At 55.4% G+C, this 12,756-nt stretch carries 13 protein-coding genes; 5 read left to right on the top strand and 8 right to left on the bottom strand.

The window, feature by feature from the left end; translation table 11 throughout:
- Window positions 1–25: 25 nt before the first annotated feature.
- The 5 genes from Q371_RS01065 to Q371_RS01045 form a co-directional block, all read right to left on the bottom strand.
- Window positions 26–760, bottom strand: a complete 735-nt coding sequence (locus tag Q371_RS01065) for a TerC family protein (protein ID WP_034334930.1) — start codon at window positions 758–760, stop codon at window positions 26–28.
- A gap of 127 nt (window positions 761–887) precedes the next feature.
- Complete coding sequence (locus Q371_RS01060) at window positions 888–1,838, bottom strand: GlxA family transcriptional regulator (RefSeq protein WP_034334927.1); 951 nt, start codon at window positions 1,836–1,838, stop codon at window positions 888–890.
- Window positions 1,839–1,851: 13 nt separating this feature from the next.
- Window positions 1,852–2,433, bottom strand: a complete 582-nt coding sequence (locus Q371_RS01055) for a cysteine hydrolase family protein (protein WP_034334926.1) — start codon at window positions 2,431–2,433, stop codon at window positions 1,852–1,854.
- Between the two features lie 251 nt (window positions 2,434–2,684).
- Window positions 2,685–3,770, bottom strand: a complete 1,086-nt coding sequence (locus tag Q371_RS01050) for a mandelate racemase/muconate lactonizing enzyme family protein (RefSeq protein ID WP_245618174.1) — start codon at window positions 3,768–3,770, stop codon at window positions 2,685–2,687.
- Window positions 3,767–4,483 (bottom strand): AAA family ATPase, encoded by a 717-nt coding sequence (locus Q371_RS01045; protein WP_051963052.1) that lies wholly within the window; start codon window positions 4,481–4,483, stop codon window positions 3,767–3,769. Before Q371_RS01045 ends, Q371_RS01050 begins: the two co-directional genes overlap by 4 nt.
- A gap of 431 nt (window positions 4,484–4,914) precedes the next feature.
- Between Q371_RS01045 and glmM the strand changes: the two genes are divergently transcribed.
- From glmM to Q371_RS01030, 3 genes are all read left to right on the top strand, one after another.
- Window positions 4,915–6,237 carry a phosphoglucosamine mutase gene (gene glmM / locus Q371_RS01040; RefSeq protein ID WP_034334922.1) on the top strand — a complete coding sequence of 441 codons (1,323 nt, stop codon included), beginning with the start codon at window positions 4,915–4,917 and terminating at the stop codon, window positions 6,235–6,237.
- Between the two features lie 264 nt (window positions 6,238–6,501).
- Window positions 6,502–6,891 (top strand): acyl-CoA thioesterase, encoded by a 390-nt coding sequence (locus tag Q371_RS01035; protein ID WP_034334920.1) that lies wholly within the window; start codon window positions 6,502–6,504, stop codon window positions 6,889–6,891.
- 9 nt (window positions 6,892–6,900) lie between these two features.
- Window positions 6,901–7,848 carry a Gfo/Idh/MocA family protein gene (locus tag Q371_RS01030; protein WP_034334918.1) on the top strand — a complete coding sequence of 316 codons (948 nt, stop codon included), beginning with the start codon at window positions 6,901–6,903 and terminating at the stop codon, window positions 7,846–7,848.
- 42 nt (window positions 7,849–7,890) lie between these two features.
- On the opposite strand, the gene Q371_RS01025 is transcribed toward Q371_RS01030, so the two are convergent.
- Window positions 7,891–8,271 (bottom strand): response regulator, encoded by a 381-nt coding sequence (locus tag Q371_RS01025; protein ID WP_051963051.1) that lies wholly within the window; start codon window positions 8,269–8,271, stop codon window positions 7,891–7,893.
- Between the two features lie 117 nt (window positions 8,272–8,388).
- On the opposite strand from Q371_RS01025, the gene Q371_RS01020 reads away from it, so the two are divergent.
- Window positions 8,389–8,964, top strand: a complete 576-nt coding sequence (locus Q371_RS01020; protein WP_051963050.1) for a YcjF family protein — start codon at window positions 8,389–8,391, stop codon at window positions 8,962–8,964.
- A gap of 21 nt (window positions 8,965–8,985) precedes the next feature.
- Here Q371_RS01020 and Q371_RS01015 read toward each other — a convergent pair whose 3' ends face one another.
- A complete protein-coding gene (locus Q371_RS01015; RefSeq protein WP_084571149.1) occupies window positions 8,986–9,840 on the bottom strand; it encodes an alpha/beta fold hydrolase in 855 nt (284 codons plus the stop codon).
- 180 nt (window positions 9,841–10,020) lie between these two features.
- On the opposite strand from Q371_RS01015, the gene Q371_RS01010 reads away from it, so the two are divergent.
- The gene (locus tag Q371_RS01010) at window positions 10,021–11,568 is read left to right on the top strand and encodes a GMC family oxidoreductase (protein ID WP_034334913.1); all 1,548 of its coding nucleotides are present in this window, start codon (window positions 10,021–10,023) and stop codon (window positions 11,566–11,568) included.
- Between the two features lie 77 nt (window positions 11,569–11,645).
- On the opposite strand, the gene Q371_RS25035 is transcribed toward Q371_RS01010, so the two are convergent.
- Window positions 11,646–12,662 (bottom strand): GGDEF domain-containing protein, encoded by a 1,017-nt coding sequence (locus tag Q371_RS25035; RefSeq protein WP_051963049.1) that lies wholly within the window; start codon window positions 12,660–12,662, stop codon window positions 11,646–11,648.
- Window positions 12,663–12,756: the final 94 nt, after the last annotated feature.

Raw genomic sequence — 12,756 nt, 5'->3', positions numbered from 1 at the left:
GGTTTTTCTTGAGTGAGCAGAAAACTCAGGTTTTGGGCTGGTTGAATTCCACTTTTTTCCCTTTGCGGGTGCGGATGTTGAGCATCTCGACCAGCACAGCAAAGCCCATGGCGAAGTAAATGTAGCCTTTGGGCACATGGAAGTTCAGACCTTCTGCCACCAAGGTCATTCCAATCAGCAGCAAGAAAGACAGGGCCAGCATTTTCACTGTGGGGTGTCGGTTCACAAAGGCGCTGATGGGACCTGCTGCGAACAGCATGATGATCACGGTGACCACCACCGAAGAAATCATCACGTAGATGTTGTCCACCATGCCCACAGCGGTGATTACACTGTCCAGAGAGAACACGATGTCCACCAATAGGATCTGTCCGATCACGGCAGAGAAGGTGGGCGCGGCTTTGGTGACCCCTTCATGGTCCTGACCTTCCAGCTTTTCGTGGATTTCCCGGGTGGCTTTGTACAGCAAAAAGAGACCCCCGGCAATCAGGATCAGGTCGCGTCCGCTGATTTCCTGTCCCAGCACTGTGAACAGTGGGGCCGTCAACCGAATGATCCATGCCAGAGAGAGGAGCAGCAGCAGGCGGGTTCCCATCGCCAGCAGCAGACCCAGTGTTCTGGCCCTTGCTTGTTGTTCTGCAGGGAGTTTTCCGCTCAGAATCGAGATGAAAATGATGTTGTCGATCCCGAGCACAATCTCCAGCAGCGTGAGTGTCGCAAATGCGATCCATGCTTCTGAACTGGTCATCCATTCAAACATTCCAAACCCTCCAATAGACAAGCCTGAGTGGGACTTGCTGATCTAGCTTGTAGGGTGTGAGGGCTTTATGAATGCAACACAGATCACATTTCGGGGAAAGCCCGGGACAGGTGGCCTTGTCTTTTTCTTAAAGCAGGATGGATCTGGCTTCACGGGGGCTCACCCCGAGCAGTTCTTTGTACAGCCTGCGAAAATGCCGGGCATCTTCAAAACCACACATTTCTGCAACCCGCTCCAAGGTCAGGTTGCGGTTTTGCATGAGTTGTCGGGCTTTTTCCAGCCTGAGGCGTTGCTGGTACTGCAAAGGGGTCAGACCAGTGTGAGCCTTGAATGCCCGGGTCAGGTGTCTGGGACTCAGGTGCGCCAGTTTGGAGAGCTCTTCCAGAGGCACCTGTTCGTGGGCATGTTCGATCAGGTGGTCCTGAACCCGGTGCACGCCGGAGTGCAGGTGTGCCCGGTATTGCAAATACAGGCTGTCCTGCACATCGCTGCCCTGCCTGCGGTGGTAAACCACCATCCCCCTGGCCAGTTTGGCGGCAAAGAGTGCCCCATGTTGTTCCTCGATCAGGTGCAAGGCCATGTCCATTCCAGAGGCAATTCCAGCACTGGTGGTGATGTTCCCATCGGTCACAAACAGACGGTTTTCCTGCACTCTGGCCTCTGGAAACAGTTGTTGCAACTGGGGGGTGAGCAGGTGATGGGTGGTGCATTTTCGGCCTTTCAAAAGCCCTGCATGGCCCAGAACGCCCGCCCCAGAGCACACCGAAGCAATCCCCACCCCTTTCTGGTGATGGTGCTGCAACCACTTCACCACTTCCGGGTCAGGAACAGCCAGATTTCTCAGGTCTCCATGGACCCGGCACCCGGCCACCACGATCAGATCACCCAACTGCAACTCTGGCAACGGCAGGAGTTCGCTGAGGGTCAAACCCTGCGCACTTTTCACCACAGGATTCACCGAGCAGTGCAGGAGCTCGTAATCTGCACCCAGTTCATGGGCCTCTGAAAACACCTGCACTGGCCCAGCCAGATCCAGCAAGTGCACCCCATCCAGAATCAAGAAAGCCACTTTTGGCATGCTGGTCTCCAGTTTAGTACAACACAGGAACCCTCTGGCTCTTGAGTTGTTCCAGCACGCTTTCCACGGTGTGGATGGTGGCAAAACGCCCGGCCAGATGGTATTCGGTGGCCTTCACGATTTCTTCCGTAGAAATGAATTCGTCTTTGGCCCAGTGCTTGATGGGGAAAGTCAGGGTGGCCTCGGTGACATAAGAAACCCCGTAGCCCAGATCTCCAGCCACTCTGGTGGTGGTTTCACAGCACTGCTCGGTCTGGATGCCTGTGACGATCAGGTGCTGGATGCCCCTCTGGGTCAGGTGTTGCTGCAAACCCGTAGAAGTAAAAGAATTGCGGGTGGTTTTCTCAAACAGCACTTCTTCAGGCTTGCGGTCCAGAAAATCCATCAAATGGTAAGCAGGATGCTCTGGGTGAAAAGGATTTTGCAGGTCATCAAATTCCTGATGCATGATCCAGATGATTTCATGTCCCAGAGCCCGACATTCCGCGATGAGTTTTGACAGGTTCGCTTCAAACGCAGGGTTGTTGCGTTTTTCCCAGCGGGGGAGGGCTTTGAAGGAATCCTGCACATCAATGACCAGCAGAGCGGTTTTCATGGATTCAGAATATCTTGTGTGGATCGGGTTTTTCAGAGGGAATCTGGTCGAAAACCGGACAGAAATGGACAGGGTATTGCTGAGGTGGCAGGACAGAAGATGGGCTGCATTTTGTCCTCCACCCGGCAAAGTCTACAGTTTACAGTGAACAGTTCACAGCAAGAAGATCTCCTGTGGAACACCCCCAATCCACCAGAGTGCGTTCAGGAAACCTTCTCGCTGTCCACTGTCTACGGTGAACTGTAAACCCTTCAGAACAACGTGGCTTTGTACAGCTCCAATTTTTCTGGATCCGGCCTCAGGTTCTGCAGGTCAGACAGCTGCAAATGTCCATCTGACAGCACAGGATTTGGCCCAGAGATGTCTCCGCCCAGTTTCAGGAAAAAGGTCAGTTCGCTGGGTTTGTCCACGCCTTCCATGCTGGCGATCAGGGCACTGTGACGCATGCTGGTCAGGTTTCCGGCCTGTGACCCGATCATCACGCTTTTTCCGGCAGTTTTTGCCATCTCCAGCATTTTCAGGCTTCCGGTGATGCCACTTCTGGGGGGTTTGATGTTCAGGATGTCGAAAGTGTCCAGGTCCAGTTCGCGTTCCAGTTGGCCGAGCGTGAAACAGGAATCGTCTGCAATGATCGGCAAAACCCCGAGTTTCTTCAGTTCCATGCGTGCGCGGGTTTGATGCACCGGGAGGGGTTCCTCCACCCACAAAAGCCCGGCCTCGCGCATGGCGGTCAGGATGTCTGGGGCCACCTCTGGAGTGAGGGTTTCGTTGCTGTCTGCGTACAGTTCCATGTCCGGGAGTTCGCTTTTCAATGCATGGATCACTTGCAGGTCTTTCTGGTAATCCCGACCCACTTTCACTTTCAGGACCCGCACCCCAGAGGCATGCACTTCTCTGGCCTCTTTGAGCATGCCCTCCAGATCTGTGATCCCCAGAATGAAACTGACCTTCAGGGACGTGTGCGGGCCTTGCAAAGCTGCAAACAGGTCCTGCCCTTTTGCTCGAAAACGGGCTTCCCAGAGGGCAGAATCAATGGCCCCTTTGATGGTGTGGTTGTTCGCCACCCCTTGCAGGGTTTTCCAGAGTCCGGCCTCATCTTCGATGTCCATGCCCACCAGACGGGGTCTCAGAAGGTCCACGATGCCCTGAAAGCTGTGCAGGGTTTCTCCGTAAATGGTGGGACGGGCCAGCGCTTCACCCTCGCCGGAAGTGCCATCCTGCAGTGTTACGCGCACCAGAGCCGCATCTGCCGTGCTCATCGCAGAAACTGCGCCCCACTTCAGGGCACTTTTCATGGGCAGGCGGTACAAAAACAGTTCGATGCTCTGGATCTTCACAGCCAGTCCCTCACCAGTGCAGCCACCTGTGCAGGGTTGTGAACGGTGGTGTCCACATAGAGCACCCGTTCGCTGTCATGAAGGCCCGTCAGGTAAGCATTGGCTTCTTTGGGATCGTAATTTTGCCGTTCATCCACCACGATTTTGACTTTGGCGAGGATGTCCTCTGGTCTGGCGTCCAGTTGGGACAGGGCCAGAATGTCCTCCTCAGAAAACACCTGATCGATGCCCTTCAGGTTTTTCAGGGAAGACAGGGTGTCTCCAGAGGCTTGCACATTCACCTGATCGAAACCGTCCCCACGGCCCAGCAAACGGCCAGCCCGCACCAGATCTGGAGCGTCCAGCACAATGAAACGGCTTTTTGAATGTTCTGCTGCATATTGCACCTCTTCGAGGCCACGCAAACCATCAAAAATCAGGGTGTGCTCTGGGGCTTCTTGCAGGTGAAGCTCGGTCAAAAGCTGTCCCATGCCTCCGGGATGGGTTTCACGAAAAAGGGCTGTGCGCTTGAAACGCTCGGTGCGGTCCTTGATCACCTCGCCATTGAAAATGAAATCGTCGGTGACTTCCCGGCGGTTGGGCAGCAAGGTGAATTTCACCCCGAGGGCCTGCAGCTCGTCCAGGGTGGTGCTTTTGCCCACCCCGGTCACGCCCACCACAATCAGGATGGGCTGGTCTTTTAACGGGTAAGGAGTGGCTTCACGGCTCAACATTTGGCCTGATTGTATTGCAGGAGGGAGGAAAGAGGGGAGGTGTTGCTTAGCCGTCAGGGGGCCGAGAGCACAGGGCTGAGGGCAAAAAATGCTTTGGCTTAAGCTTTTGGAGTAACCAATTCCCTTGACCATTTTCTGAACGTATCGCACAATGCTCTCGGCTCTGTCTTGGCCCCACTACGCGCTCACGTGGCGGCACGTTTCTTGCCTCTGACTACGTGCCGTCTTGACCCGACTGCGCCGATCAAAGCGGTTTGATCGGCTGGGTCGCTCGGGGGCGGCCCCGTCGGCACTGAGGCGCTTCGCGCTGGGCCGCTCGGCTCTCGGCTCTCGGCAAAGGGCGACGCACGCGTAGCCCCTACAAGGCTCTCTGCACTTGTGTGTCCCAACCTCAGGCATTCCTCAAAAATTTCCGTACAATGAAAGCCGTTATGACTGAACGCAAGTTTTTTGGAACCGATGGCGTCCGGGGCGTCGCCGGTCAACCTCCCCTCACGGCAGGCTGGGTGCTGGAGCTTGGACAGGCTGCCGCCGAAGTTTTGAAGCGCAATTTTGACCGTCCCAGCGTGGTGATTGGCAAAGACACCCGTTACTCTGGGGACATGCTGGAAGCCGCCCTTGCTGCGGGCCTCACCGCCAGAGGGGTCAATGTGATCCATGTGGGGGTCATGCCCACCCCCGGTGTGAGTTTCCTGACACGTCACCTGAAAGCCAGTGCAGGTGTGGTGATCAGTGCCAGCCACAACCCTTATGACGACAACGGCATCAAGTTTTTCGGTTCCAACGGAGAGAAGCTTTCCGATTCTCTGGAACTGGAAATCGAGTCCCTGATTGGCGAACAACCCGACCTTTCCAGCGTGACCGGAGCCCAGATGGGTACCGTCACCAACTACCGTGAGGCCGAGCGTCTGTACACCGATTACCTCGCCAGCCTTGCCCCCCGTCTGGACGGCCTGAGGATTGCTCTGGACTGTGCCAACGGTGCTGCATACCGCATTGCCCCCAAAGTGTTCCAACGGGCCGGAGCAGATGTGTTCGCGGTTTACACCACTCCCGATGGACTGAACATCAACCGCAACTGCGGATCCACCCACATGGAACACCTGCGTTTGCTGGTCCGCGAAGGGGATTTCGACCTCGGGATCGCCTTTGATGGAGATGCAGACCGTGCCCTTCTGGTGGATTCCAGAGGCAACATCGTGCAGGGAGACCACATCCTCTACCTGACCGCCAGAGCCCGCAACGAGAAGCGCGTGGTGACCACCATCATGGCCAACATGGGTCTGGAAGTGAAGCTCAAGCAGGAAGGCATCCATCTGGAACGCACCGCTGTCGGTGACCGTTACGTGCACGAACGCATGGTGGAAAAAGCCCTGACCCTTGGCGGAGAGCAGTCCGGCCACATCCTGTTCACGGACATCAGCCCCACCGGAGACGGCATCCTGACCGCTTTGCAGGTCCTGAAGGCCAGCAAGCAGCAAGGCATGACCCTGGACCAGCTTCACGACACCCTCGTGATGTTCCCCCAGACCCTCCTGAACGTGCGCTGCGCAGACAAGCATGGCATCGCCAAACGCCCAGAGGTGCAAGCTGCTGTCAAAGTTGCCGAAGAAAAACTCTCGGGCAGAGGCCGCATCAACCTGCGTCCCAGTGGCACCGAACCCATCGTGCGTGTGATGGTGGAAGGCCCCGATCAATCCGAAATCGAAGAGATCGCCGAAGAAGTGGCTGCTGTGATCCGTTCACTCCAGTAAAGGCTCTGGTTTCTGGCCCCTCCTGTTTCTCTGGGAGGGGTTTTTTATGGAAGTTCACAGTTCACAGAGGACAGTTCACAGAGGACAGTTCACAGAGGACAGTTCACAGAGGACAGTTCACAGAGGACAGTTCACAGTGGGCTTCCCTCGGCCTTCTGCTTTCTGCAACGGGCGAGGCATGCCTCGCCCCTACATGCTCATTGTCCCTTGGCTCTCGGCCCTCAGCACTTGGCCCTCGGCCCTCCACTTGTTACAATCCCCTGCATGGAATACACCACCCACATCCGCGTCCGCTACGCCGAAACCGACCAGATGGGCGTCGCCCACCACAGCAATTACGCGGTCTGGATGGAGCTCTCCCGGGTGGAATTCATGCGTGAATTGGGCATGGATTACAAAACCGTTGAAGAGAACGGCGTTTACCTGATGCTGACCCGTCTGGACGTGCAGTACCGCAAAGCCGCCCGTTTTGATGACCTGATCCAGATCCATGTGAAAGTTGCAGAGGTGAAATCCCGCACCATGGCCTTCACGTACACCCTGACCAACGAGAAAGGGGAGACGGTGGCTCTGGCCCGCACCGAGCACGTTGCAACCGACAAAACCTACCGTTTGGTAAGAATTCCTGAAAACTTGCTTTCCAAGATGACCTAAACTGCCCCCATGAAATGGGGAATTCTTGGAGCTGCACGCATTGCCAGAGACCATCTGGTGCATGCCATCCGTGAAGCTGGAGGCACCGTGGAAATGGTGGCCGCCAGAGATCCAGAAAAGGCCCGTCAATTCGCTCAGGACATGGACATTGAACACGCTGGATCTTATGCCGCGTTGCTTGAGCATCCTGATCTGGAAGTGGTTTATGTGCCTCTGCCCAACTCAGAGCACCTGGAATGGACCGTCAAGGCCCTTGAAGCAGGCAAGCATGTGCTGTGTGAAAAGCCTCTGACTTTGAATGTTCAGCAGGCCCAGCAGATGCTCGAAGCCCAGAAAGGCTCTGGAAAGCTGGTTCTGGAGGCGTTTTCTTACCGTTACCATCCACAGATCACCGAGATGCTGGAGGTGCTCCAGTCCGGTGAAATCGGAGACATCCGGGCGATGCGTTCGGTGTTCGCTTTCAATCTGGACCGTCCCGACGACATCCGCTGGGATCCCAAACTGGGCGGAGGTGCCCTCTACGATGTGGGTTCTTACTGCATCGACCTGATGCGTCTAACCACCGGCGAGCTCCCCAAAAACGTGCAGGCCATGGCCCACATGACCGACAGGCAAGTGGACACCACCACATCTGCATTGCTGGAGTTTTCTGGATGCATCGGACAACTGGTGACCTCTTTTGAGTTGCCGTTCCAGCAGGGTTTTGAGGTGCTTGGCACCAAGGGAAGCCTGCAACTGGACGCCCCTTTTGCCAACGACGACTACGAGGCAACGCTGACCGTGAACGGCAAAGCCCGCAAGTTTGACAAGGTCAATGTGTACGCCGAAATGGTGCGTCACTTTGAAAAGGCCATTTCGGGGAAAACGCCCCTGAAATACCCTCTGGAAACCGATGCCATGGTGCAAATGCAGGCTCTGGAACAGGTGCTCTGCAAAATCAACCACCCTTCGGTGTAGCGAAGGGTGGTCTTTGAAGGAAGGTATGGAGGTGTGTGAGGTTCAGTAAACGTAGGACAGCCACTGTCGGACAGTGTCCAGCAGTTCTGCACGCTGGAAAGGTTTTTTGATCACCTGACGTGCTCCGGCATCCAGAGCTTTTTGTTGCATGTTTTCGCTGTTCTCAGAGGTAACCACCAGAATGGGTGGCAGTTTTTCTGTGACACTTCTCAGCTGTTCCAGAATTTCAAGACCGTTCAGGCGGGGCATGATCAGGTCGAGCAGCACCAGGTCGGGTTTGTCGTGAAGAATGCGATTTAAACCGTCCTCTGGGTTGCTGGTGGTGACAATGTTCTGGTACTCCCCTGAACGCAATGCTTTTTCGATCAGAATCAGGTTGACGTTCTGATCATCAATCACCAGGATTTTGGGGTTGCTTGCCATAGGACCTCTTTCTCTAGTGGGAGTGTAAACGGTCAGGTGTCACAAGTGTCTTACATCGCTTTCATAAAGTGTAATCCATTGCAACTCCATGTGAAAAAGTGACGTACATTGATTCAAATGCTGCCCATCATCAAACAAGTGCTCGACAACTTCAAGTTCGACATCGAACCAAACAAAACCCCTGCCCAGAATGCCGAAGATGTGATCAAGGGGGCCTCCACCCTCTCTGCGGTCATTGCAGCTGAACCCATTCCCGTGGCCGACATTTTGCTGATCACTCCGGTCCAGATGAAAATGGTCATCCACATCGGCAAAATTTACGGCTTTGAACTGAACCGCAAAAGGGCCAGAGAGATCGTGATGGAACTTGGGGCGTCTTTTGCTTACGGTCTGGTGGCCCGTCAGGCCATGCGTCAGGTCGCCAAGGTGGTGGCCCCAGTGCTGGGTGGGGTGATCACAGCCCCTCTGGTGTACGGATGGACGTTTGCTCTGGGCAAGATGACCGAGGAGTACTTCAAGCGCAAAAAACTGGGACTGGAACTCACCGACGCAGAACGCAAGGAACTGGCCCGCAAAACCTTTGACGCCGAGTACCGCCGTGCCGAAGAGAACCCTGACCTGATCAGCAAAAAGTCCTTGCCCTCTCAGGCATCCAAAACCGAACCAGAGACCTTCAAACCCGATCAGAATTGAGGGTTGACACAGAGGCACCCCTCAAGAGGTGATTCTGCCTTCCAGCAAGAAATCCAGCACGCATTTGCGCCATACCTCGGGCTGTTCCCGCATGACCCAGTGCCCGCTTCTGGGAATGATCATGTGGCGGGCACCCGGGATTTTTTTCACAGCGTAATGGGTTCTGCTGGCTGGAGTCACCCGGTCTTGCTGGGCGTGCAGCAGCAAGGTGGGCACCTGCAACTGGGGCAACTCCTGATACAGGTTGGTGTTGTAACGGGTCCACCCGAGTTCAGACTGCATCCAGCGCAGGAAAGTCTCTGGATTGTGCATTTCGTCTTGCAGCTCCCTCAGGAGTTCACGGGTGACCAGTCTGGGGTTGTGGATCACCAGCAACTTCAGGACCAGTCCAAGCACCGCTGGGAACCTTTTGCTCACATCCCACAGCCACAGCGCAAACTTTTCTGCTCGAATGCCCAATCTGGGAATCAGGGGCACATGAATGGTCCCAAAAAGGCCGAAGCTGTCCACCAAAACCAGTTTTTCGAACAGCTCTGGATGCTTGAGTGCCACTTGCAGGGCAATGGCCCCTCCCATGGAAAAAGCCACCACCGAGGCTTTTTGCAAACCCACCGCCTGAAAAAAATCAGGCAGGAATTCCACGTGATCCCGGGTTTTGTAGCGCTTCTCGGGGTCGGTGCTTCTGCCATAACCGGGAAAATCTGGTGCAATCACATGAAAATGCTGGGCAAAGTGCATCAGGTGCTTGCCATAACTCAGCCACGCAGAGTCGATGGCTGTGCCGTGCAGCAAGACCAGTTCGGGTCCCTGTCCAGCTTCCAAGTAATGAATGGTGCGTCCATGGAGTTCCAATGTTCGAGAATGTTCCTGTTGCATGTGTCAACCTTGAGGACTGCCCTTTACAAGTGGTTTGTCTGCTGAAGCCCTCCTCTGCCTTAAGCAAGAAAAAAGGACAAATCAAGCGTGAAATGCCTTGAGAACTTCAGTGTGGTTGGAGGTGCACTGAAACCAGAGGTCGTTTCAAAAGCGTTCCATCTGTTAGTCTAATGGGAAACCATGACCCATGATTTCATTGTGATTGGCGCAGGCAGCGCTGGATGTGTGATGGCCCGCAGATTGCTGGATGCAGGGGCCAAAGTGCTGCTGCTGGAAGCAGGAGGCAAAGACGGGGATCCGCGCATCAAGATCCCTGCGGCCTTCAGCCAGTTGTTCCGCACCTCCTATGACTGGGAACTGTACACCCAACCCCAGAGGCACCTGCTGGGTCGCAGCCTGTACTGGCCCAGAGGGCGCACCCTCGGAGGCTCTGGTGCCATCAATGCCATGATCGTGATCCGGGGCCATCAGGAGGATTACAGCAAGTGGGGGAAGGATTGGGAATGGGAAAAGGTGCTGCCTTATTTCAAGCGCATTGAACAGCACTTCTTGAACACGCCTGATCATGGTCAACAGGGTCTGATGCATGTCTCAGAGAGGCAATTCACCCATCCCATCACCACGGCGATGGTTCAGGCCGCTTTGCAGATGGGTTTTCCAGCCTGTGCAGATTTCAACACCGGAAAGCCTTATGGTTTTGGCCCCTACCATGTGAACCACCGCAAAGGAGAGCGGCATTCGCCCTTTCATGCCTACCTGCAAGGCAAGACAGGTTATACCCTCAAAACCGGAGCGCAAGTGCTACGCATCCTGTTGCACCGCAAAGAGGCCAGAGGGGTTGCTTACCTCCATCAGGGCAGGGTGCAGCAGGCTTTTGCATCGCAGGGGATCATCCTGACCGCTGGAGCCATCCATTCACCACATTTGTTGATGCACTCGGGCATTGGGGATCCGCAAGTGCTGAAAGCAGCAGGTGTGGACTTGCAGCATGCTTTGCCGGGGGTGGGTCAGAATTTGCAGGACCATCCAGCGGTGCCTCTGATTTTTCAAGCGAAGGCTTCAGATACCCTTGAAACCGCCTTGCAAGCTCAAAACGTGCTGACTTATGCCCTGAAAAGGCAGGGTCCTCTGGCCAGCAATGTGGCAGAGGCGGGAGGATTCATCAAGACCCGCAGCGATCTTACTGCGCCAGATGTGCAGTACCACCTTGCCCCGGTGTACTACAGGGACCACGGCATCACCCCTCCGCCCATGGCTGCATTCACACTGGGACCCACCTTGCTGACCCCGGACAGCAGGGGAAAACTCTGGATTGATGGACCGGATCCCACCAAAGCCCCCTTGATTGACCCCCATTACCTTCACGAGCCCGATGACCTGTACCGTCTGGTGCGTGGTGTGGAAATTGCCAGAGACATTGCCCATCAGGCAGCCCTCAAACCGTACAGGGGCAAGGAGTTGCTGCCCGGACACAAGGACCTGCAGTTCCATGTCCAGAGCGCATTGCAGACCCTTTACCACCCTGTGGGCACCTGCCAGATGGGAGATCACGATCAGGCCGTGGTGGATGCCCGTTTCAAGGTGAGGGGTCTGGAACGCCTGTATGTGGCAGATGCTTCTGTGATGCCCACCCTGCCACGGGGCAACACCCAGTTTCCCACCATGATGCTGGCTGAACGGGCGGCAGAGTGGCTGCTCGAAGATCTGGGTCATCGCGTTGATTCGTGAAAAGAGAAGATTCGCCTGAATCCTCTCTTTCAAAAACCCCTTTGATCGAGACAACCTCTGGTTTTTTGTTCGAGACCCTATACCCAGGCCACCACTTGATTGCGGCCTCTGGATTTCGCTTCGTACAGGCCAATGTTGGCCCGTTTCAGCGACTGTTCCCAGGTGGTGTCTTCAGGAGAGACCACACTGATGCCCACACAACAGGTGACTTTCAGGGTGCCCTCGGGAAGGGTGTAGGTCAGTTGCCCGAGCCTGCGGCGCAAACGCTCGGCCAGCACAGCGGCATTTTCCAGACGGGCATGGATGGCCAGCACCACAAATTCCTCTCCAGAGAGGCGGGCGGTGATGTCCACGCCGTTCCTCACCTCTTGCTGGACGATGGTGGCCACCTCCTTGATCACCATGTCTCCGGCATCATGCCCGAAACGGTCGTTGATCCGGCGGAATTCATCGACGCCGATGGTCAAAATGCCAAAGCTTTCACCATAGCGCTTGAAACGCAAAAATTCTCCGAGCAGCAGTTGGCTGAAATGCTGGCGGTTCAAAACCCCGGTGAGGGGGTCCAGAATGCTTTCCTGCAGCAGTTTGTTGTTCAGTTCGGTGAGCTCTTGGCTGATTTTTTCGTTTTCACGTTCCAGCAGCAGGCGGTGAACTTCAGATTCCACCATCCGCGCAACAGGGGTGAACAGGTCAAGGTCCCAGTTCTGGGGCTCGGATGCATACACCCCGAGGTGCCCGAGGAGCTGTCCGGTGGCGTCCAGCAAAGGCCAACCCAGATAACTCTGGTGTGGGGCAGCAAGGGGGTGTTTTTCTTGCAGGCCCTCTGAAAGGACCACGGGGGTTCCTGCATACACTTCACGGCATGGAAGTTGGGAAACATCCAGCACCAGATCGGTCAAATCCTGTGCACCATCAAACCCTGCCACCAGACGCACTTGCGCCCGTGAAATGTCAATGGACTCGGCGATCAAAACCCTCGAAGCATGAAAAAGCGAAGACAATTCATGGGCCAGCACGCGCAAGAATTCGTGACTGGAACGCTCTCCTGAAGCCTTGAGGAGGCTGCGGAGGATCTGTTCTGGCTGTGTGGTCATTGCCTCATTTTAACCAAAATGGAACACTTTCGGACAGGGCAAGCACACTTTGTCTCTTCAGCCGTCTTGGAGCCAAAACCACAAACAAAAACCC

Source organism: Deinococcus misasensis DSM 22328 (assembly GCF_000745915.1).
GTDB classification, from domain to species: Bacteria; Deinococcota; Deinococci; order Deinococcales; family Deinococcaceae; genus Deinococcus_C; species Deinococcus_C misasensis.
This window is presented reverse-complemented; position numbering and strand designations above follow the sequence as displayed.